General features: G+C 65.6%; 16 protein-coding genes and 1 pseudogene. 5 read left to right on the forward strand and 12 right to left on the reverse strand.

The window, feature by feature from the left end; translation table 11 throughout:
• Nucleotides 1–186: 186 nt before the first annotated feature.
• The 6 genes from ACZ9H4_RS18070 to ACZ9H4_RS18095 form a co-directional block, all read right to left on the reverse strand.
• Nucleotides 187–1,671: a UdgX family uracil-DNA binding protein gene (locus ACZ9H4_RS18070; protein ID WP_476120088.1), complete on the reverse strand. Its 1,485-nt coding sequence runs from the start codon at nt 1,669–1,671 to the stop codon at nt 187–189.
• A gap of 138 nt (nt 1,672–1,809) precedes the next feature.
• Nucleotides 1,810–2,397, reverse strand: a complete 588-nt coding sequence (locus ACZ9H4_RS18075; RefSeq protein ID WP_408156185.1) for a nucleotidyltransferase family protein — start codon at nt 2,395–2,397, stop codon at nt 1,810–1,812.
• 265 nt (nt 2,398–2,662) lie between these two features.
• Complete coding sequence (locus ACZ9H4_RS18080; RefSeq protein ID WP_408149024.1) at nt 2,663–4,879, reverse strand: xanthine dehydrogenase family protein molybdopterin-binding subunit; 2,217 nt, start codon at nt 4,877–4,879, stop codon at nt 2,663–2,665.
• Nucleotides 4,876–5,877 (reverse strand): FAD binding domain-containing protein, encoded by a 1,002-nt coding sequence (locus tag ACZ9H4_RS18085; RefSeq protein WP_408149026.1) that lies wholly within the window; start codon nt 5,875–5,877, stop codon nt 4,876–4,878. The genes ACZ9H4_RS18080 and ACZ9H4_RS18085 overlap by 4 nt, the downstream gene beginning before the upstream one ends.
• A 13-nt stretch (nt 5,878–5,890) precedes the next feature.
• Complete coding sequence (locus ACZ9H4_RS18090; RefSeq protein ID WP_408149027.1) at nt 5,891–6,613, reverse strand: 2Fe-2S iron-sulfur cluster-binding protein; 723 nt, start codon at nt 6,611–6,613, stop codon at nt 5,891–5,893.
• Nucleotides 6,614–6,731: 118 nt separating this feature from the next.
• On the reverse strand, nt 6,732–6,929 hold the full coding sequence (locus tag ACZ9H4_RS18095) for a hypothetical protein (protein WP_408149083.1): 198 nt from the start codon (nt 6,927–6,929) through the stop codon (nt 6,732–6,734).
• Here ACZ9H4_RS18095 and ACZ9H4_RS18100 point away from each other — a divergent pair.
• The 3 genes and pseudogenes from ACZ9H4_RS18100 (at nt 6,838) to ACZ9H4_RS18110 (ending at nt 10,203) form a co-directional block, all read left to right on the forward strand.
• A pseudogene (locus ACZ9H4_RS18100) lies at nt 6,838–8,899 on the forward strand (D-(-)-3-hydroxybutyrate oligomer hydrolase). The gene ACZ9H4_RS18095 and the pseudogene ACZ9H4_RS18100 overlap by 92 nt on opposite strands.
• A gap of 236 nt (nt 8,900–9,135) precedes the next feature.
• Entirely contained in the window at nt 9,136–9,363 is a 228-nt protein-coding gene (locus ACZ9H4_RS18105; RefSeq protein ID WP_408149029.1) for a hypothetical protein, read from the forward strand.
• Nucleotides 9,364–9,393: 30 nt separating this feature from the next.
• On the forward strand, nt 9,394–10,203 hold the full coding sequence (locus ACZ9H4_RS18110; RefSeq protein WP_408149031.1) for an exodeoxyribonuclease III: 810 nt from the start codon (nt 9,394–9,396) through the stop codon (nt 10,201–10,203).
• A 217-nt stretch (nt 10,204–10,420) separates the two neighbouring features.
• On the opposite strand, the gene ACZ9H4_RS18115 is transcribed toward ACZ9H4_RS18110, so the two are convergent.
• The 3 genes from ACZ9H4_RS18115 to ACZ9H4_RS18125 all read right to left on the reverse strand — a co-directional run bounded on the left by ACZ9H4_RS18115 (nt 10,421) and on the right by ACZ9H4_RS18125 (nt 13,769).
• On the reverse strand, nt 10,421–10,696 hold the full coding sequence (locus ACZ9H4_RS18115; RefSeq protein WP_408149032.1) for a CsbD family protein: 276 nt from the start codon (nt 10,694–10,696) through the stop codon (nt 10,421–10,423).
• A 171-nt stretch (nt 10,697–10,867) separates the two neighbouring features.
• The gene (locus ACZ9H4_RS18120; RefSeq protein ID WP_408149034.1) at nt 10,868–11,551 is read right to left on the reverse strand and encodes a Pr6Pr family membrane protein; all 684 of its coding nucleotides are present in this window, start codon (nt 11,549–11,551) and stop codon (nt 10,868–10,870) included.
• A 130-nt stretch (nt 11,552–11,681) separates the two neighbouring features.
• Nucleotides 11,682–13,769, reverse strand: a complete 2,088-nt coding sequence (locus ACZ9H4_RS18125; RefSeq protein ID WP_476120093.1) for a putative bifunctional diguanylate cyclase/phosphodiesterase — start codon at nt 13,767–13,769, stop codon at nt 11,682–11,684.
• Between the two features lie 444 nt (nt 13,770–14,213).
• Here ACZ9H4_RS18125 and ACZ9H4_RS18130 point away from each other — a divergent pair, with 444 nt between their 5' ends.
• Both ACZ9H4_RS18130 and ACZ9H4_RS18135 read left to right on the forward strand, forming a co-directional pair.
• Complete coding sequence (locus ACZ9H4_RS18130) at nt 14,214–16,475, forward strand: two-partner secretion domain-containing protein (protein ID WP_476120095.1); 2,262 nt, start codon at nt 14,214–14,216, stop codon at nt 16,473–16,475.
• A 70-nt stretch (nt 16,476–16,545) separates the two neighbouring features.
• The gene (locus ACZ9H4_RS18135) at nt 16,546–18,267 is read left to right on the forward strand and encodes a ShlB/FhaC/HecB family hemolysin secretion/activation protein (RefSeq protein ID WP_476120380.1); all 1,722 of its coding nucleotides are present in this window, start codon (nt 16,546–16,548) and stop codon (nt 18,265–18,267) included.
• Between the two features lie 232 nt (nt 18,268–18,499).
• Here the strand turns inward: ACZ9H4_RS18135 and ACZ9H4_RS18140 are convergent, their stop codons facing one another.
• Genes ACZ9H4_RS18140 through motA form a run of 3 tightly spaced genes read right to left on the reverse strand, consistent with a single transcriptional unit; the run spans nt 18,500 to nt 20,577 of the window.
• Entirely contained in the window at nt 18,500–18,688 is a 189-nt protein-coding gene (locus ACZ9H4_RS18140; RefSeq protein ID WP_476120382.1) for an extensin family protein, read from the reverse strand.
• A gap of 12 nt (nt 18,689–18,700) precedes the next feature.
• Nucleotides 18,701–19,693, reverse strand: a complete 993-nt coding sequence (gene motB / locus ACZ9H4_RS18145; protein WP_408149038.1) for a flagellar motor protein MotB — start codon at nt 19,691–19,693, stop codon at nt 18,701–18,703.
• Between the two features lie 14 nt (nt 19,694–19,707).
• Nucleotides 19,708–20,577: a flagellar motor stator protein MotA gene (motA, locus tag ACZ9H4_RS18150; protein ID WP_408149040.1), complete on the reverse strand. Its 870-nt coding sequence runs from the start codon at nt 20,575–20,577 to the stop codon at nt 19,708–19,710.
• Nucleotides 20,578–20,797: the final 220 nt, after the last annotated feature.

Consider the following 20,797-nt stretch of genomic DNA (forward strand, 5'->3'; position numbering starts at 1 on the left):
GTCGGTTGGCGGTGGAAGGCGGGATTTTCGTTGGCGGGATAAGGCGGTATGCATTCGGCATGCGACTCGCGCGAGGAAAGTGCCCGGGCATCGCGCTGCTGCTGCGGCCTGTCGCGTCAGCCCATGAGCCCGTTTGCAGGGAGTCAATCGCACCTTTTTCTGACCGTTTCATCCGGATCAGAAAAACTACTCGCCCCCCACCGCCAGCGCCGCTGCCCGGCGAAACGTCGTCACGATGCTCTCCACGATGTCCGCGCGCAAGCGCGCGTCTGCCGTTCTTAGCGCATACACCGGATGCCACGTCGGCACGATCAGGCGTTCGCGATGAGCAATGGTCTGCCCGACATATTCGGACAGATTGACGTGCGCGCCGGTCAGCGCTTTCAGCGCGGTCGCGCCGAGCGTCACGATCACGCGCGGCGCGACGCGCGTCAGTTCCTGTTCCAGCCAGTGCCGGCAAGCCTCGACCTCGCGGCGCTCCGGGGTGCGGTGGACGCGCTGCTGGTCGAGCGTTTCCCACTTGTAATGCTTGACGGCATAGGTCAGATACAGCGCCGCGCGGTCGAGACCGGCGCGCGCGAGTACCGCGTCCAGCAGTTGGCCGGCGGGTCCGGTAAAAGGTTCGCCGTGCTGGTTTTCATATTCGCCGGGCTGTTCGCCGATGGCCATGATCGTCGCGTGGGCCGGCCCGGCGCCCGCGACGGCCTGCTTCGCGTTGCGCCACAGCGCGCAACGCCGGCACGCGGCGAGCGGGCCGACCGCCTCACGCAAGGGCGGCGTGAGCGCTGAATATTCGACCGGCGGCGTCTGCGGCACCGTGACAGTGACGGCTTGCGCGCCGAGACGGCTGCGCTTGCGCGCGAGGTGCGCGGGCAGCGGCGGACCGGCGGGCGGTGTGCGCCAGTAGGAGAGCCGCGCCGGCGTCGGCAGCGCATTGACGACGCTTGCGTAGTAGGCGAGCCAGAGTGCTTCGGCGGGCTCGCTGGTGGTGGCTTCGCCCGCCATGACGTCAGGCGGCACAGCCTGCTGGTCTTCTTCCGTTGCGCACCGGTCGATACGCAACAGCATGCCGTTCCAGAACACCGCGCCGTGCGGGGTGGCTAGCATCCACGTGGAGTCGCCCATGGGTTGGGCGAACCGCGCGGCGGCGCGCTTCAGGATATCGTGCCGCGGCTCGTACCAGCCGACGAATTCGGGCAGGCCCATCGAGGGATCGCGCAGTCTGAAGCGAGTGAAGCTCAGCAGCTCGTCGGTTTCATGTTCGATCGACTGCACGCGCAGCGCGAGTTGCGCGCCGTCGGAGTCAGCCGGATCGACGACGTGGCGCTCGCCGTGCGTCCAACGCCACAGCACGCGATAAAGCAGAGCCCAGCGATCCGGCGCGCGGAAGCAGGACGCCGTCTGCAACTGGGCGAGGAGGTCGCGGGGAATGGCGGGCGCCGTGAGAGGAGGGGCGGTGGTCAGGGCGTCGAGGGCGGCGGCGGTATCTACGGTTGTCTGGGCCGCACCCGGAAGCCGCGCATCGCGCCCAGCCTCCGACTCGCCTTCTCCAGCCATCTCGCCTTCAACCTCGACCCACTCGATCGACCCCGGCTCAGCACCCTGACGCAGTAGCTCTCGCGCCGTGCGGCGCCATGCGGCAAAAGACGGTTCGATCGGAATGCGCTTCATGCGGACGCGCCGTGGGCGCGCGACGAGAAGCGGCAGCCCATGCGGACAAAAATACTGTATGGATATACAGTATGCACTCAAACCCGCGCCGGGATCAAGGCCGCACTACGAGCGGCGCCTGCACGCCGCTCACTCACGCTAGACGTTGCGCAAATCCTCCGGCGTGTCCACGTCCCGCAGGATCCCCGGGTCGTCGACCTCCACCTTTGTCACACACTGCGACATCAGCAAGGATTTCGCGCCGGTGTCCCCGTCGAGCGCCAGCAGTGCCTCGCGATGCTCGATGCCGAAGCCGACCGGATGCCCGCGCTGTCCCCGATAAAACGGCGCGACTAACGATGCGCCCTTGTCGAGCGTGATTGCCACGGTCTCGATCGTCGAGGTGGCGATGCGCGGCATGTCCGCGAGCGCGACGATCCAGCCTTCGGCGTCGTCGCTCGCTTCGATGCCGGCGGCGAGGCTCGCGCCCATGCCGCGTTCGGCGTCGGACGCGAATACCACGTCGCAACCGGCGTCGTTCAGCAGACGCGCGAGGGCGTCCGAACCCGGTCGCACTACGGCCAGCACGCGCGTCACGACGTGTAGCAGCCGATGCGCGGCTTCGTGCGCGACCGGCGTGCCATCGGGCATCCGGGCAAGGAGTTTGTTGTGCAGGCCGTCCGGATCGAAGCGCGAACCGAAGCCGGCGGCGAGCAGCACGCCAGTGGCGAGCGAGGCGTAGGCCATGGACGGACACCGGTGGAGGGAATGAAGCCGATTGTGCGATGCAACGCGGTCGCAGGCAAGCGCCAATGTGGGTGCATGGCGCCTCGCCGCGCTACCTGGCCGGCGGACGTGAAGCGCGGCGCCGCGTCATTTTGGTGCGGCGCGAAGGTTGTCGCGGCGACGGGGCGACTGACGAGCGCGGCTCACCCGTGCATCGGCGAAACTCAAATCGACGCACGTGCCCGTCACAATCAACCGGCAGCCCTCGCTGCCGCTCGCAAAAGGATCAGCCCGTCCCCATCACCTTGTCCAACGTGAGCGGCAAATCGCGCACCCGTACTCCGGTTGCGTGATACACCGCGTTCGCGATCGCCGCCGGCACGCCCGTAATGCCGATCTCGCCGATCCCGCGCACGCCGAGCGAGTTGATATACGGATCGGGCCGATCGATGAACGTGATATCGAGCGCGCCGATATCCGCATTCACCGGCACGTGGTACTCCGCGAGATTCGCGTTGGTGAAGCGTCCATAACGCGTGTCCACCGTGGACTCTTCCTGCAGCGCCGCGCCGATGCCCCACACGATGCCGCCGATCATCTGGCTGTGCGCGGTCTTGTGATTGAGTACACGGCCCACGTCGTACACCCCGACCACCCGCGGCACGCGAATCGTCCCGAGTTCGGCGTCGACATGCACCTCGACGAACACCGCGCCGAACGAGTGGAACGAGTACTTCTGCTTCTCATCGCCGGGCTTGACCGTCGAGGTCGCTTCGATCGGCTTGCCGCCCGAGCGCGCGATGATGGCGGCCGCCGGATCGCGTTTGCCCGGCTGCGAGCGGCTCACCACCCAGCCGTTATCCACGGTGATGTCGTCGAGCGCGATGCCGTGCACCGGCGAAGCCGGGTCGGCCAGCGCCAGCGCGATCAACTGGCTGCGCGCCTGGCTCGCCGCCTCGCGCACGGCGGGCGACACGCTCGCCGCCGACTGCGAGCCGCCCGACACGGGCGCGCGCGGCAGCGTCGAATCGCCGAGCGCGAAGTGGATGTTTTCCGGCGCGAAGCCGAGCGCGTCGGCGGCCACCTGGGTCATCACCGTGTAAGTACCGGTGCCGAGGTCCTGGGTGCCGGACGCGACCATCGCCGTGCCGTCCGGCAGAATCCTCGCGATGGCCGCCGCTTCGCTGCGGTTGGCCGGATAGGTCGCGGTCGCCATGCCCATGCCGATCAGCGTGCGGCCCGCGCGCATCGAGCGTGGCGCGGCGCTTCTGCGCGACCAGCCGAATTTCTCCGCGCCGATCTGATAGCACTCGCGCAACGACTTACCCGACCACGGCTTGTTTTCCTGGGGATCGGCCTCTGCGTAATTCTTGATGCGCAGCGCGAGCGGGTCCATTTTCAATGCGGCCGCGAGTTCGTCCATCGCCGATTCGAGCGCGAACGAACCCGTGGTTTCGCCTGGCGCGCGCATGAAGGTCGGCGTGCCGAGATTGAGCGGCACGATGCGATGCGTCGTCACCTGGTTGGGCACCGCGTACAGCATTCGCGTGACCATGCAGCAGGTCTCGGTCCAGTCTTCGATCGTCGAGGTGTTGGAGAAGCTGTCGTGGCGCATGGCGGTGAGCGTGCCGTCGCGCCGAGCGCCGATCGTGAAGTGCTGCTCGGTGCGCGGACGCGCGCCGACCGGCCCGAACATCTGCGGCCGTTCAAGCACGAGGCGCACCGGACGCCCCGTCTGTTTCGCCGCCATCGCGCACAACGACACATGCGACCACGACGAGCCCTTGCACCCAAAGCCGCCGCCGATGAACGGCGAGATCACGCGTACGTCGCCGGGCGCGATGCCGAACACCTTGGCCACCGCCTGCGCGGCGCTGCTCACGCCTTGCGTCGAATCGTAGAGCGTGAGTTGCGGTCCGTCCCAGCGCGCCATCGTGGCGTGCGGCTCCATCGGGTTGTGATGCTCGATGGGCGTGGTGTACGTCGCAGTCACATGGACCGCGCCGCTTTGCATGCCGTCTTCGAAGCTGCCGCGTTGCGTGTCGGTTTGGCGGCCTTGCGGCTTGTCCGGTGCGTGCGCGTTCGGTTTGGCCTGCGCGAAGTCCACGGTCGCGGCACTCGCCTGATAGACGATGCGCAATTGACGCGCGGCGTCGGTCGCATGTTCGAGCGTGTCGGCGACCACCACCGCGACCGGCTCGTTGCTGTAGTGAACCTGGTTGTCCTGCAGCAGCGACAGCCGCCTGCCGGCGGGCGGCGCGAGCGCGGGCCTGCCGCCGTTCGGCAGACGCGGCGCGTTCTGATACGTCATCACGAGCAGCACGCCGGGCAGCGCCTGCGCGCGGCTTGCGTCGATCGACGCGATCGTGCCGCTCGCAATCGTGCTGGTGACGAGCACCGCATGCGCGAGACGCGCTTCGGGGAATTCGGCGGCATAGCGTGCTTCGCCGGTGACTTTGAGCAGACCGTCGACGCGGTCGACCGGTTGACCGATCAGATTCATGCGACACCTCCGGCGTGGCCGGCGGCCTGGTTGACTGCGCGCACGATCGCGCGTTGCGCGAGCTGCACCTTGAAACGATTGTCTTGCTGCGGGCGCGCGTCCCTCAACGCGGCGGCCGCGGCGTTATTCAACGACGCCTGCGTGAGAGGCTGACCGTTGAGCATCTGTTCGGCGACGCTCGCGCGCCACGGTTTGTGCGCGACGCCGCCCAGCGCGATGCGCGCGGTCCTCACGCGTTCGCCGTCCATCTGCAACGCGGCGGCCACCGACACCAGCGCGAATGCGTAACTGGCGCGGTCACGCACTTTCAGATAATGGGAATGTGCGCTGAAAAGCGGCGGCGGCAGATCGACCGCCGTAATCAGTTCGCCCGGCTGCAAGGTGGTATCGACGTCGGGCCGGTCGGCGGGCAGGCGGTGGAAGTCGGCGAACGCGATCGTGCGCTCGCCGTTGGGACCGCTCACGCGCACGACCGCTTCGAGCGCGGCCAGCGCCACGCTCATATCCGAAGGATTGACCGCGATGCATTGGGCACTCGCGCCGAGAATCGCATGCATGCGGTTGTGGCCGCCGAGCGCCGCGCAGCCGCTGCCGGGCATGCGCTTGTTGCATTGCGTGAAGGCCGTATCGTAGAAGTAGCCGCAGCGCGTACGTTGCAGCAGGTTGCCGCCGACCGTCGCCATATTGCGCAACTGCGACGACGCGCCCGCGAGCAGCGCTTGCGACAGCAACGGGTATTGCTCGCGCACCAGCGCATGGTTCGCCGCATCGCTGTTGCGCACCAGCGCGCCGATGCGGATGCCGCCGTCGGGCAGCGTCGTTACCGTATCGAGTCCGCTGATGTGCGTGATGTCGATGAGCCGCATCGGCCTCGCGACACCGCCCTTCATCAGATCGAGCAGATTGGTGCCGCCGCCGATGAAGACCGCGCCCGGTTGCTGAACCGCGCGCACTGCGCTGGCGACGTCGCCGGCGCGTTCGTAAGAGATCGCATCCATGCTGGTCGCTCCGTCAGGCATTGCCGGGTTGGGGGGCGCCGCTCGAGCCACCGCCTTCATGCACCGCACGCACCGCGGCCACGATGTTCGCGTAGGCGCCGCAGCGGCAGATGTTGCCGCTCATCCGTTCGCGGATTTCCTCGTCGGACAGTTGGGCGGGACGGCTGCGGACATCGGCGGTCACGGTGCTCGCCGTGCCGTTGCGAAATTCGTTCAGCAGAGCCGTCGCGGAACACAACTGCCCCGGTGTACAGTAGCCGCACTGGAACGCATCGTGTTCGATGAACGCGCGCTGCATCGGACTCAATGCGCCGTTGGCCGCGAGTCCTTCCACGGTGGTGATGTTTTCGCCTTCGTGCATCACCGCGAGCGTCAGACACGAGTTGATGCGGCGGCCCTCGACGAGCACCGTGCACGCGCCGCACTGACCACGGTCACAGCCTTTTTTCGTGCCCATCAGATCCGCGTATTCGCGCAGCGCATCAAGCAGGGTCACGCGCGGTTCGAGTTGCAGCGTATAGGCGCGGCCGTTGACGGTCAGTGTGACCGGGCGCGGCGGCACGGCCTGGTTGAGTTGAGCCGGCGGCGCGGCCGGCGTTTGGGTTTGTGCGCGCAGATGCGGCGCCGCGCCGACCGTCGCGGCGGCGGCGGCCGATTGCAGAAAGCGGCGGCGTGCGGGTTGCTGTGGGGTGGCGTCTGAAGCGCCTGAATCCTGACATTCGTTATGCGTGGACATGACGTTCTGTTGACTCCAGTGAAAGGTCAATGCAGGCTAGCGATGCATCGGTATCCGAAGCGTCGCGTTCCAACAAAGCTGACGCAGCAATTTCGGTGCCGTTGCAATTACAACGGTATTAGAAAATGACGGAGACAGCAAAAATGACTTCAACGATCAGAGTCTGGCCGGCTTCGCGTAAGGCTTCACGCGTTGCTTCGCCTATGCGTACCGTGGCCGTCGTGATGATGGCGGCAATTGCGCTGACTGCCTGCCATAGCGACGATGAAAACAACGCTCCACCTTCACCGCCAGCCAACGTGCTGCCCGGCTTCATCAAAAGCGCCGTGACCACCCAGTCCTATGACGGCAACACCGACGATCTGCTTACTGCGGGTCTCGGCAAGAGCGGCCTTGCGCTGGCCACCGCGCCGGCGATTGCGAACCCTGCGCAGCCCACGGCCGCCGAGTTGCGGCGCGTGGCGATCTGGTCGAACTATCGCGCGCTCGTCGACATGAGCGCGAACGGCGGCTATGGACGCTTCTGGGGACCCAACGTCGACCTGAACGGCAACGACACGCTGGGCGAAGGCAAGATCGCGGGCAAGGAGTACCTCGCGTTCGCCGACGACGGCAGCGGCGCGCAGAACGTCAGCATGCTGGTGCAGATTCCGGCAAGCTTCAATCCGGATCAGCCGTGCATCGTCACGGCGACGTCGTCGGGTTCGCGCGGCGTGTACGGCGCGATTTCCGCGGCTGGCGAGTGGGGCCTCAAGCGCGGCTGCGCGGTGGCCTATACCGACAAGGGCAGCGGCAACGGTGCGCACGAACTGTCGACCAATCGCGTCACGCTGATCGACGGCACGTTGCAGGATGCGTCGGCCGCCGGCAAAGCGAGTCTCTTCACCGCGAACCTGAGCGGCAGCGCGCTCACCTCGTTCAACACGCAGTTCCCCAATCGCTATGCGTTCAAGCACGCGCACTCGCAGCAGAATCCGGAGCAGGACTGGGGCAAGAATACCTTGCAGGCGATCCAGTTCGCATACTGGGCGCTCAACGATTCGTACGGCGCGCTGAACGGCTCCACACGCGCCGTGCGTTATGCGAGCGGCAGCATCACGACGATTGCGGCGTCGGTGAGCAATGGCGGCGGCGCGTCGCTCGCGGCGGCGGAGCAGGATACGTCCGGCCTGATCACCGCGGTGGTGGTCGGCGAGCCGCAGATCAATTTGCGGGTTGGCACGCAAGTCTCGGTGGCGCAGGGCGGCGTGCCGGTCGGCGCGGTCGGCAAGCCGCTTGCCGACTACATGACGCTCGCCAACCTGTTGCAGCCGTGCGCCGCGCTCGCGCCCGCCGCCGCCGGCGCGCCGTATCTGAGCACGTTGCCGACCACGACCACCACGGCGATCCGCGTCGCACGCTGTGCGTCGCTCGCGGTCGCTGGTGTGATCGCGGGAACGGATGTGACGACCAGGGCGGTGAACGCGCTCGCGCTGCTGCATCAGAGCGGCTACCAGACCGACTCGGATCTCCTGCACGCGCCGATGTGGGATTCGCAAGCCGTGCCCGCCGTCGCTGTGACCTATGCGAATGCGTACGCGCGCGCCAGTGTCGCCGACAACCTCTGCAACTTCAGCTTCGGCACGACCAGTGCGGCCGGGGCAGCGGGTGTGACGCCGGGCGTATCGCCGATGCTCACGGTGTTCGGCAACGGCAACGGTGTGCCGCCGACCAATGGCATCAATCTCGTCTATAACGCAGGGGCATTCGGCGCGGCGGATCACCGGCTGGCGACCGCCGATGCGAGCTACGCGGGAGCGGCGTGTCTGCGTGCGCTGTGGACCGGCGGCGCGCTGACCGGCAGTGTGGACGCCGTCCGCGTGAATGCGAATCTGCATGGCAAGCCGACGATCATCGTGCAGGGCCGCGCGGATGCTCTGGTGCCGATCAATCACGCGTCGCGGCCGTACCTCGGGATGAATCAGCTGATCGAGGGGGGGGGCGAGCAAGCTGTCGTTCTACGAAGTGACGAATGCTCAGCACTTCGACGCGTTTCTCAGTGTGGCCGGTTTCGATACGCGTTTCGTGCCGCTGCATTACTACAATCTGCAGGCGCTCAATCTGATGTGGAGTCACCTGAAGAGCGGCACGCCGCTGCCGCCGTCGCAGGTGATTCACACGACACCGCGTGGCGGTGTGGCTGGCGCGGCGCCCGCGCTGAGCGCGGCGAATTTGCCGGCGATTGCGGCGAGCCCGGGGAGCAATGCGATTACGGCGGCGGGTGGGGCGGTGAACGTGCCGAATTGAGATGTGCCTGTTCCGGGTGCGATGGCGTTGCGCGCGGCTTCGCTTATTGCATCCGGCCAGGTACGGCCGATGCTACCGCTGAATAGATTTAATTCGATCAGAGCAACTATTGTGCGTGTTGGCTGCAACAGGTTGCGTGGGACCGGAGTAAGTGCGTTGCATGGGACCGGAGTAAGTGCTGAAGCACTAACTCCGGTCGACAGCTAAAGCACTAACTCCGGTCGACAGGAGAGTCCATGCAGTTCGACTACAGGCATTTCCACATCGATTGCCGCGCACGCCATGCGGAAGACGGCGTCTACTACGCGAGAGCGAAAATCACGCACGTGCCGCGAAAAAACGAGCATGTGAAGTCGCACGATTCCGGCGACATCGATTCCTTCGCCAACGAAGCCGATGCCATTGCATGCGCGAGGTCGTGGGCGATCGAGTGGTGCGACGTCGCGGCAGAACGGAGCGCGTGACAGGAAGAACAGACCCAGGGAGAACACGCCGTGGCGAAGCTTCGAATTGCGACGTTCAACATCAACGGTATCCGTTCGCGTTTGCCCGCACTGCTGCAATGGCTGGAGCGTGAAGCGCCGGACATCGTGTGTCTGCAGGAACTCAAGGCGGTCGACAGCGCGTTTCCTGTCGAGCAATTGCGCGACGCGGGCTACGGTGCCATCTGGCAAGGACAGAGCGCATGGAACGGCGTGGCGATTCTGTCGAAAGGCGATGCACCGCTCGAGAACCGCCGCGGTCTGCCCGGCTTCGAGGTCGATACGCACAGCCGTTATCTGGAGGCGGCGGCCGGCGGCGTACTGGTGGCTTGCCTGTATCTGCCGAATGGCAATCCGCAACCGGGCCCCAAGTTCGACTACAAGCTCGCGTGGTTCGATCATTTCATCACGCATGCTGCCAAGCTGTTCAAGAGCGGCCATCCGGTGGTGCTGGCGGGCGACTTCAACGTCGTGCCCACCGACGAGGACATCTATAACCCCCGTTCATGGCTCAAGGACGCGCTCTTGCAACCGGAGAGCCGCGAACGTTATCGGCGGCTGCTGGCGCAAGGCTGGACCGACGCGCTACGCACGCACTTCGGCGACGAACGGGTCTACACGTTCTGGGATTATTTTCGCCGCCACTGGGAGACGAACTCGGGCTTGCGAATCGACCATCTATTGTTGAGTGCTGAGCTCGCACCGCGTTTGCGCGACGCGGGCGTCGACCGCTGGGTGCGCGGCGAACCGCACGCGAGCGATCACGCACCGACGTGGGTGGAACTGGAGATGGGTAGCGGGCGCAAGAAGAAGGGCGGGTAGTGACGAGCGGCGAGTGAATCAGAGGCCAGTCGGAACGAGGCACCACGGAACCAGCCGCGAGACAACGCACGCGACTCCCAGAAGCGACTCACAGATGCGCAGCAAAGGGGTGATCCAGAAGAAACGCCTCTGGATCCGAAAGAATCGCCTCCACACGGATCGGGCGATCTCCGTCCAGGCAGATCGCCCGTCACTCCGGTCTAACCGTGCTTATCGACTACCGGCGATAGTCGCGATTCGCCGGGCCATGCGACCAGATCGCCCCGGCGACAAATCCCGCGAGCGCGACCACCGCAATGGTGGTAAAGGGGCTTTCGGCCGTCGTGTCGCGCACCAGACTCGTCGTGCTCGCGCAAAGTTGCTGCGCCTTGCCGCTGAGTTCCTTAGCCTTGCCGGCCACTTGCGTACCGGTATCGCCGAGTACTTCGCCGACCGCGCCCTGAACCTTACCCGCGACTTCCTTCACTGCGCCTTCCGCTGAATTGGTGTCCATACGAATGTGCTCCCGTTGTCATATTTACGTGCGAGCGCGCTGCAATTGCAACGCCGTCACACACAAGGGTCGCGCAGGCCGCCCCGCGCCGGAGGCCGCTTACGTCCAGCAAACAGCGCGCAAAAAGCGCGCCCGCACCGCAAACAGATTGAGGGCAGTGGAAATGAGGCGTCAGCGTCGCCGCCGGGAATTGATGCCGACGAACACCGCCATCAACATCAGAAAGCCGCCGAACAGCAGCGCGGAGTTGACCACCACGTGCCGGATGCCGAGTTCATCGACGTTGATGAAAGGGTAGGGATAAAAGTCCGACAGACTGCCGCGCCAGAACGTGACGCCCAGATACGTCAGTGGATAGATCAGCCACAACAGACAGTGGCGCCACCGCAAATGAAAACGCGGCACGAACAGCACCCAGTAGAGCGCGCAGAGCATCGGCAGCACACTGTGCAGCGATTCGGTGAGCAGCCGTCTGAGCGGCGCAGGCGACCACCAGCCGCGCAACAGCAGGTTGTACGCGATCCCGACGAAAACCATGTACACGACCACCGCCGTCACGACGGTGGGCTGCCGGAAAAACCGCACGAGCGGCGAACGGTGCTTACGCAGCGCCACGCAGGTGAAGCAGATCGCGCACGCGAGCACAGTCAGATTCGTGAGATAGCTGCTCATGCGAGCGAGGCCGTCGAACACGGTCAGCCCGCGGGCGAGCGTGCGATCGATCGTGACATTGGCTTGCGCGAAGAGGGCGACCCAGCTGATCGCGGCGATCACCGCGGCCAACGTCACCGACGAAACGCTTGGCGTATGCAGCGGAAGCTCGGGCTCCCGCTGCTGATGAGGGAAAGGGCGCATGCGTGCGATTTTATACGCGCTTTGCAGCAGTGTTGAAGAACCTGCCCGGCGCGGCCGCATCGCGCGCAGCCACGCTAAAAGATACCAGGTAAAAATTGGCCGCTTGCTGCGCGGCCAGGCCCCGCGCGCCTCATACGGCGGGCACAGCGCAGACGTTGCCGGCGGCGACGATCCGCTCCGCCGAACCACGCAGGAAGGCCAGAAACTCCGAGGCCGGCAACGGCCGGCTCAACAGGAAGCCCTGCACCTGATCGCAGGCCAGCTCGCTGAGCGCGTGGAATTGCGACTCCGTCTCGACACCTTCCGCGACGACCTCGATCCGCAGCGCGCGCGCGAGCGCCACGACAGCCGACAGCAACGCGCCGCCGCGCTCGCCGCCCGCGTCGAGGTCGCGCATGAACGAGCCGTCGATCTTGATCTGGTCGAACCTGAAGCGCTGCAGATAGCCGAGGCTCGAATAGCCGGTGCCAAAATCGTCGACGGCGACGGTATAGCCGTGCGACTGCAACGTTTCGATCGTGCGGCTTGCCTTCTCGACGTTCTGCATGGCCGCCGTTTCCGTGATCTCGAACATCAGGCGGCACGGATCGACGCCGGCCGCGCCAAGCAGCGCGTCGATGCGTGCCACCAGGTCCGGCACGTTGAACTGGATCGGCGAGAGATTCACCGCGACGGAAATCGCGGGCAGCCCTTGCGCGTCCCATAGCACGATGTTGCGGCAAACCTCGCGCAGTACCCAGTCGCCAATGTCGACGATCAGGCCGGAGCGTTCCGCGAGCGGGATGAATTCGAGCGGAGCAATCTCGCCGAGTTCGGGATGACGCCAGCGGATCAGCGCTTCGACGCCGGTCACCGATTGCGACGCCACGCGGAACTTCGGCTGGAACGACACGCTGAGTTCACCGTCGCTCAACGCCCGGCGCAGGTCGCGCTGCAGGATCAGCGACTTGAGCGCGGTCTGGTTCATGTGCGGCTCGAACACGCAGAACGTGTTGCGCCCGCTTTGCTTGGCGGCATACATCGCGGCGTCCGCGCAATGCAGCAGTTCGTCGGCATTGCCGCCGTCACGGGGATGGAAGGCGATGCCGATGCTCGCGCTCACGCGCAGCGGCAACCCGTCGACAACGATCTCCTCGCTCAGGCGCCGCAGCACGCCGGCGGCGCTAGCCTCGGCGCACGACGCCTCGGCCACGATCACGAATTCGTCCCCGCCGAGCCGCGCGACCATGTCCGTCTGACGCAAGTCCTGACTCAATCGCTCGGCGCACACCTGCAACAGATCGTCGCCGACGGCGTGGCCGAGCGAGTCGTTGATCGCCTTGAAGCCGTCGAGATCGATGAAGAGCACGGCGAATGACGTTTCACGGCGCGCGCATTCGGCGACCGCCCGTGCGATGTGCAGCGAAAGCTGCTGACGGTTCGGCAGATTCGTCAGCGCGTCGTGCGTACCGAGATAGTGCAGTTGCCGGTTCGCGCGCTTCAGCGACACGGTCAGGCTGCCCGTATGGAAGCCGAGAAAGGCGAGCGTGCCGACCAGCACGATGAACGACGTCGCGCTGACGATCAGCGCGAGCCAGTTGGCGTCGAGCTTATCGCCGGACAGGCAAAGGCTGCCGGCGGCGAAGTTGGCCGCGCTCATGCCGACATAGTGCATGCCGGTGATCGCCATCGCCATGATGAAGGCCGCACCGAGCCGCTTGACCACGCGGTTTTGCACGCCCGAGCTGCGCAGTGTGAAGGCGAGCCAGAGCGCGGCGATGGACGCGGCAATCGCCACGCCCACCGAGAGCGCGACTCGCCACAGCGTGTAGTCGATGGTCGGCGACATCTGCATTGCCTGCATGCCGGTGAAGTGCATGGCGGCCACGCCGACGCCCATGATTGTTCCGGCGGCGCACAGGCGGCGCCGGGACAGCGCGCCGCGGCTCGCGGTGGCCAGCGCGATCAGCGACACGCCGATTGCGAGAATCAGCGACGCGGTGGTGATGACAAGGTCGTAGCCGATCGCCACCGGCAGCGTGAAGGCGAGCATGCCGATGAAGTGCATCGACCAGATGCCGAGGCCCATCGACAATGCGCCGCCGGCGAGCCAGGGCGGCCGCCGTTTCGCGCTGGCGAGCGCATTCAGGCCGGCGGACAGTTCCACGGCCGTATAGGACGCGAGAAATGCCACCACCAGCGACAGCCAGACCAGCAGCGGGTTATAGATCCCAGTCATCGGCCCTCTCTCTCTCGTTCGTAGCAGTCTCTTGCGACTGCTTTTCTTGCAGCGCGCCGGATCAGCGCGGGCGGCATGCTCTCTGCCCTTCTATCGACAATCCCGCGGACAACTTTATGCTTGCTGCGATATGGCGGACTGGCGTCGACATCGGCTCTGGAAATGCTGCGCTGCGTTGCGCGAATCACGACGCCCGCCATCGCAGAACGGCTGCGGGCTTTCCCCAAGGGTCAGCAAGGAGGCCGGCGCATGTCCTATTCCGCAGATGTTTAGGCCGAAAACGTCGGTGCTGGATCCGCACGACAGGCTGCAATGCCCGGATTCGTCGTAGATAATCCCGTGGACGTGCGGCGGTTGGACTAACGCGACCGGGAAGCTGAAACTCCCGCCCTTTGCACGTCCAGCGCGGCAAGCGACACGATCCACAGGCGACAAGGAGACGTGATGAACCATGTTTCGCCGGTATCACATGCTGGACCTGTATGTGGACCTTTACGTCGCCGCAACGCGCTCGCCGCGTTGCTCCCCGTTGTTGCCGCCGTCCTGTGCTGCGTCACACCACAGCCTGCGCGAGCGGCCGGCGCGCTGCCGGCCGGCGGGCACTTCGCCGGCGGAACCGGATCGATCGGCGCAAGCGGCGCCACCTTGACGATCAACCAGACTTCCAGCCGCGGCGTGATCGACTGGGACAGCTTTTCGATCGGCGGCAAAAACCATGTCGTATTCGCCAACGGCGGGGGCGCCACGCTCAATCGCGTGACGGGCGGCTCGCAGTCGGCGATTCTCGGCACGCTCACCGCAAGCGGCAGTGTCTACCTGATCAACCCGCAAGGCGTTCTGGTCGGACCGAAGGGCGTGATTTCCACCCACGGACGCTTTGTCGCTTCGACGCTCGACGTGGACAGCGCGGCCTTCATGAACGGCGGCCCGCTGATGTTCTCCGGCGACGCCGATGCGGGCATCGTCAATCTCGGCACGATTGCGTCCAGCGGCGGCGACGTTTTTCTCATCGCGCGCAGCGAGGTGATCAACAGCGGCACCATCAGCGCGCCGAACGGCACGGCCGAACTGGCCGTCGCGCAGCAGGTGCTGCTGCAGGATTCCTCGTCGGGCAAGCAGGTGTTCGTGCAGGCGGGCACGGGCGGCACGCTGCAGAACAACGGCGTGATTCGGGCCGCTCAGGTCAACCTGCAGGCGATGGACGGCAACATCTACGCGCTTGCCGGCAATCACGAAGCCATTCGTGCGACCGGCACCGCCACGCGCGACGGCCACGTCTGGCTGGTTGGCGGTCATGGCGAGGTACGGCCCGGCGGCTTCGTCGAGGCGGCCGGCGGCACCGTCGACATGAGTGCGGACACCGTCACCTTCCCCGCCGGCGGCACGTCGGTGAAGGCAGGTCAATGGAACATATCGACAGCGGGCTTCACGGTCGACGACAGCGCGGCTCGCGCCCTTTCCAGGAGCCTCGCCAAAGGTACGTCAGTCGAGCTGCAAACGACGGGCGCAAACGGCAATAGCGGCGAGCTCAACGTGAATTCGGGGATCACCTGGCACGGAGGCGCATCGCTCACGCTCGCCGCGTATCGCACGCTGACGGTCGGCCAGGACGCGACCATCGGCAATCGGGGCAGCGGCAACCTGACCTTGCGAGCGGATGCGGCGAGCCTCGATAACGGCGGCGCAGTCGTCAACCACGGCGTCATCGACTGGTCGCGCAGCACCGGGATCGTCAATGCGCTTTACGACATGAACGGCACCTACAACGCGGGCACGGTGCTTGCCAATCCGGCGTGGACCCGCGCGCCGGGCAGCGGCCAGATCACGCAGATCACCGCGTACAAGTTGATCAACAACGTCACCGACCTGGAAAACATTGCGCAGGACGTCGCGGGCAACTACGCGCTCGGCAAGGACGTGGACGCCGCGGGCGTCACGCTCGCGCCGATCGGCAACCACACGACGCCGTTCACGGGCCAGTTCGACGGCATGTGGCATAGCGTGCTCAACGCCAATGTCCAGATCGCCGATTTCAGTCACGACTACTCGGCTGGATTATTCGGTGTGGTCGGACAGGCAGGCGTGCTGCGCGACGTGGGTGTGGAGAGCGGTTCGGTCGGAACCAGCTTTCTCGGCAGCGGCATCCTGGCCGGCCTCAACGAAGGCCTGATCACGGCGGCGCACACCACGGGCGTGGCGTCGGAACCGACTCAGGAAGGCACCACGTTCGGCGGGCTGGCGGGACGCAACGAGGGCGTTGTCGAACGCTCGTGGAGCAGTGCTTCCGTATCGGGCTCTGACGCGAACGGCGGGCTCGTAGGCTACAACCTGGGTTCGATCACGCAGTCGTATGCAACCGGAAGCGTCAGTCCGACCTATTCGACGGGATTCGGCGGCGGGCTGGTTGGCACCAACGATGGGACGATCAGCCAGTCGTTCGCCACCGGCGCGGTTCAGACGCGGCTGATGCCGACGCACGGCGTGATCGCGTTCGGTTCCGGCACCCTCGCGCCGGACGTCCACTGGAACACGGAAACGACGGGCCAGGCCTTGAGCGGCGGAACATTACCGCCGTCGAACGGGTTCACCACCGCGCAGATGAGCGACCCCGCCAGCTTTGCCGGTTACGACATGGGTCCGAACGGCGTATGGGCGATGCCGGCTGGCTCGACCCACCCCGTGCTGCGCTGGCAGCTTGCGCACTAGCCCGTTCGGGTCGTCGAGAGCCGAACCGGCGGGCGTATCGCGACGCGTGTTCGAGCCTCTGCATCTCACGCTGGTCGCGATAGGCGTCGCGCTCGCCGTTCAGTGCGCGCCGGCGTCGGCGCAGGCGTGGCGGGATCTCGCGCCGCAGCCGACCCCGCCGACGCCGCGCAGCGCGCCGCCCGAGCAGACTCCGGAAGCCGGCGCGCAGTCCGCGCAGATCGCCGTCAGCCGGCTCGAAGGACTGGTCTTCGAGCCCGCGGGAACAGATTCGGCCGCGCAGTCGCTTGCGCCGCAACGCATCGCGGCCACCGGTCTGCCGGTACTCGACGCCTCGTTTCTCAGCACCTTCGACGCGGATCTCGACAAGCCGCTGAGCTTCGCGCGTCTTGCCGAGATCCGCCGCGCGGTGGTCGAGCACTATCGCGCGGCGGGCAAGCCGCTCGTGGATGTCTACGTGCCCGAGCAGGACGTGAGCTCGGGCATCGTGCATATCGCCGTCGCCGAATTCCGGCTCGGTCAGGTTCGCGCTCGCGGCAACCGCTACTTTTCCGATGCGCTGCTAGAGCGCGAGATGCCGCTCGAACCCGGCGGGGCGATCCTGCAATCGGCGGTGTCGTCGGGGCTTGCCGTGCTCAACGCGAACCCGTATCGGCGCGTGGACGCGGTCTTTACACCCGGCGATGCGGCGAACTCGACCGACGTCATCCTGCAAACCGAAGATCGCCTGCCGCTGCGCGTGAACGCGGGCTACGACAATGCCGGCGTGCCCGATCTCGGCCGCGATCGCTTCTTCGCGGGCATCGGCTACGGCAACCTGTTCGGACTCGATCAGCAGATCGCGTATCAATTCACCGCCAGCAACGATTTCTTCAGCGGCAATCCGGACATCGAAGGGCGCCCGAACCGCGCGCGCTTCATGGCGCATGCGCTGAACTACGTCGCGCCGCTGCCGTGGGGCGACAGCATCGAACTGTTCGGGGTCTACGCGCAAAGCACGCCGCGCTTGCCCGACAGTTATGGACAGACCGGCATCTCCGCGCAGATGAGCGCGCGCTACGATTGGCGTCTGCCGGGCACGACCGATACGGCGCAGCAGATCCAGTTCGGTTACGACTTCAAGCGCAGCAACAACGATCTGGAATTCGGCGGCTTCCAGGTGTTCAACTCGAACACCCACATCCATCAGTTCCTGCTGACTTACGACATCAGCAAGCCGACCGACGCGGGAAACGCGCACGCGTCGGCGACACTCGTCGGCAGTCCGGGCGGACTGGCGAGCGAGAACGACGACGCCGCCTTCAACGCCGCGCGGCAAGGCGCAACCGCGCGCTACATGTATCTGCAACTGGCGGCGCTGCGCACGTTCGCGCTCGGCGCCGGTTTCACGTTGAGCGCAGGCGGCGCGTTCCAGTGGACGCCGAACACTTTGTTGCCCAGCGAGGAGATGGGCCTCGGCGGAGAGTCCAGCGTGCGTGGGTACACGCCGTACGTCGCGCTCGGCGATCGCGGCTGGAACATACAGACCGAATTGCGCGCGCCCGGACTGCCGTTCGGCACGAGCAGCGCGATCATTCAGGCTTTCGTCTTTTTCGACGCCGGGCACGTGTGGAATCGCATCGATCAGCCGGCGGAAACCAGTAGCGGCACGCTCTCCAGCGTCGGCGCGGGCGTGCGTTTCCAGTGGTCGCGATTCGTCGACTTTCGCTGCACGTACGGGGTACCGCTGCGCGCGCCGACGCCGGGTGGATCGAAAGCGCCGATGGTGCTGCTGTATGTTTCGATCGGCAGCTGATCAGCCAGGCGGCGGCGCGGAGCGCGTGCGCGCGATCCGGCTTCGCTCACGCTCGCGGCCTGCCGCAATGTCTCCATCGCGACCGGTGCGACGATCGCTAACGTGGGCGTGGGCAACCAGAGCTTGCGCGCGAACGCTTCGGGACCTCGGTTCGACCGGCGTGTGGGCGATGCCGGCGTGCGCGCCGCATCCTGTTTTGCGCTGCCAGCTTGCGCAGTGAATCACAGGGGTCTTATGTCTCGACGAAGGGCTTGAAGCGATACTGCGCCACCGAAGCTTGCGCCATATCGAGGTGGAAGTGCGTTCGATGCAACGCGTAGCAGTCCGGACCGGGCACTGCATGGAACACAGCGCATGCGCCATCATGAGCGCGTCGCACGAAACTGCCGGCGCGGGTATCACCGCACCAGTCGTGCGCAATGCCCTTCGCAACTCAAGGCGTGCCACGCGAGCCGCTCACCGGCCGCAAGCGTCCGACGACGTCAGGAATGGCGGAACTCGCCGGCGAGGTTTCGTCGATCGTGGTTCGCCCTCCATCGTGGAAGAACGCCAGCTCCGCCGCCTTGTTCAACACGAGAATGCTGATGCGCCGATTGGTCGGCTCGTCGGCGACATGGCTGTTGAGCGGCAAGACGTCGGCGAGCCCGCGCACCTGCAGCAGCTTCTCGCCGTGCATGCCGCCCGCCACCAGCGCGCGGCGCGCGGCGTTCGCGCGTTCGGACGACAACTCCCAGTTCGAATAGCCTTCCGGTCCCGCCGTGTACGGTACTGCGTCCGTATGGCCCGCAATCGAAATGCGGTTGTCGACGTCGTTCAGCGCGGCGCCGATCTGCGTGAGGATCGTCACCGCGTAGGGCTGCAGCTTCGGGCTGCCGGAGGCGAACATCGGCCGGTTCTGTGAATCGACGATCTCGATGCGCAGCCCTTCGTTCGTGATCGAAATGCGGATCTGATCCTTGAATGCCTTCAACGCCGGGCTCTGCTCGATCAGCGCGGTGAGCTTCGCCTTCAACTGCTGCAAGCGGGCCGCGTCGGCAGGCGGCGTCACGCTCGGCGTAGCGGCGGACGGCGGGGTCGGCTCGGTCTGGCTCTTTCTGCCCTCGGCGGGGCGCGTATCGGCGATGTCGCGGCCGCCGCCTTGCACCACGCTCGGCCGCGCCGCCGCCGCGCCCTCGTTGCCGCCGAGCAGGCTCGACAGCGGCGTGTTGAAGTAGTCCTCGATGCCCTGCTTGTCGTACTTCGACGTTGAGCCGAGCAACCACATCAGCAGGAAGAACGCCATCATCGCGGTGACGAAATCGGCGTATGCGATCTTCCATGCGCCACCGTGATGCCCACCATGATCGTTGCCCTTTTTCGAGCGGCGCACGATCACCGGCGCAGGCGTCTCGACCTGCTGCAACGCGCGCGATCTTCTTTCGCTCATCGTGTCGCTCCGCGTCAGGCCGACTTCGGCATCTTGGTGGCGCGGACTGCGTCGTCGAGTTCCTGGAAGCTCGGGCGGTCGGCGGTGAACAGCACCTTGCGGCCGAATTCGACGGCGATCGGCGGCGCGTAACCGGACAGCGATGCGAGCAGCACGGCTTTCACGCATTGGTACGGCTTGGCTTCGGCGCGGCCCTTCGCGTTGAGCAGATCCGCCACCGGACCAATGAAGCCATACGCGAGCAGGATGCCGAGGAAGGTGCCGACCAGCGCGCCGGCGATCATCTCGCCGAGTACGGCGGGCGGCGCACCCACGGAGCCCATCGTGTGAACGACACCCATCACCGCGGCGACGATGCCGAACGCGGGCAGGCCGTCGGCCATTTTCTGGATCGCGTTGGCCGCGACCGAGGCTTCCGCATGATGCGTGGCCAGTTCCTCGTCCATGAGGTCCTGCACTTCCAGTACGTTGACGTTGCCGCCCGACATCATGCGCAGATAGTCGACGATGAAATCGAGCAGATGGTGGTCGTTCAGCACGTGCGAATACTTCTGGAAGATCACGCTTTCCTCGGGTGTGGCGACGTCGGTTTCGAGCGCCATCATCCCTTCCTTGCGCGCCTTCTGCAGCAGTTCATAAAGCAGGGCGATCAGTTCGAGATATTTTTCTTTAGTGTAGCCGCCACCCTTGAAGCACGAAGGAATCGCCTTGAGGGTTTTCTTCAGCGTAGAAGTCGGATTGCTCACGACGAACGCGCCGATTGCCGCGCCGAAAATGCACAGTAGTTCGAACGGTTGAACGAGCGCCGGCAAATGGCCCCCCACGCCGATAAAGCTACCGATCACGGAAGCGATGACCACCACCCAGCCGATTGCGACAAACATACTCTCTCCGTTTCTCTCGCGCGACGCACGTCCGTTCAGAACAGGCCCTAATTCAAGGGCTTTTTTCACGCGTCATAAAAGTTCTGTATGGATGGGTAAACGGCTGGATTCGCTATAGCTGAAGTGTGTCGGGCAAGGAAAAAATGGAAATTCACCAAATGGTTAGTTTGAAACGTACGCTCCGGTAATTTTGCCCGCTGCTTTCATGAGAAATTGGCCA

It is taken from the genome of Paraburkholderia sp. TE9906 (genome assembly GCF_056279605.1).

Coding starts and splice junctions, on each gene's coding strand:
- motA (WP_408149040.1), bottom strand. CDS start 20,577: ATGTTTGTCGCAATCGGCTGGGTGGTGGTCATCGCTTCCGTGATCGGT.
- ACZ9H4_RS18115 (WP_408149032.1), bottom strand. CDS start 10,696: ATGGACACCAATTCAGCGGAAGGCGCAGTGAAGGAAGTCGCGGGTAAG.
- motB (WP_408149038.1), bottom strand. CDS start 19,693: ATGAGCGAAAGAAGATCGCGCGCGTTGCAGCAGGTCGAGACGCCTGCG.
- ACZ9H4_RS18090 (WP_408149027.1), bottom strand. CDS start 6,613: ATGTCCACGCATAACGAATGTCAGGATTCAGGCGCTTCAGACGCCACC.
- ACZ9H4_RS18130 (WP_476120095.1), top strand. CDS start 14,214: ATGAACCATGTTTCGCCGGTATCACATGCTGGACCTGTATGTGGACCT.
- ACZ9H4_RS18075 (WP_408156185.1), bottom strand. CDS start 2,397: ATGGCCTACGCCTCGCTCGCCACTGGCGTGCTGCTCGCCGCCGGCTTC.
- ACZ9H4_RS18080 (WP_408149024.1), bottom strand. CDS start 4,879: ATGAATCTGATCGGTCAACCGGTCGACCGCGTCGACGGTCTGCTCAAA.
- ACZ9H4_RS18085 (WP_408149026.1), bottom strand. CDS start 5,877: ATGGATGCGATCTCTTACGAACGCGCCGGCGACGTCGCCAGCGCAGTG.
- ACZ9H4_RS18095 (WP_408149083.1), bottom strand. CDS start 6,929: ATGAAGCCGGGCAGCACGTTGGCTGGCGGTGAAGGTGGAGCGTTGTTT.
- ACZ9H4_RS18070 (WP_476120088.1), bottom strand. CDS start 1,671: ATGAAGCGCATTCCGATCGAACCGTCTTTTGCCGCATGGCGCCGCACG.
- ACZ9H4_RS18120 (WP_408149034.1), bottom strand. CDS start 11,551: ATGCGCCCTTTCCCTCATCAGCAGCGGGAGCCCGAGCTTCCGCTGCAT.
- ACZ9H4_RS18105 (WP_408149029.1), top strand. CDS start 9,136: ATGCAGTTCGACTACAGGCATTTCCACATCGATTGCCGCGCACGCCAT.
- ACZ9H4_RS18125 (WP_476120093.1), bottom strand. CDS start 13,769: ATGACTGGGATCTATAACCCGCTGCTGGTCTGGCTGTCGCTGGTGGTG.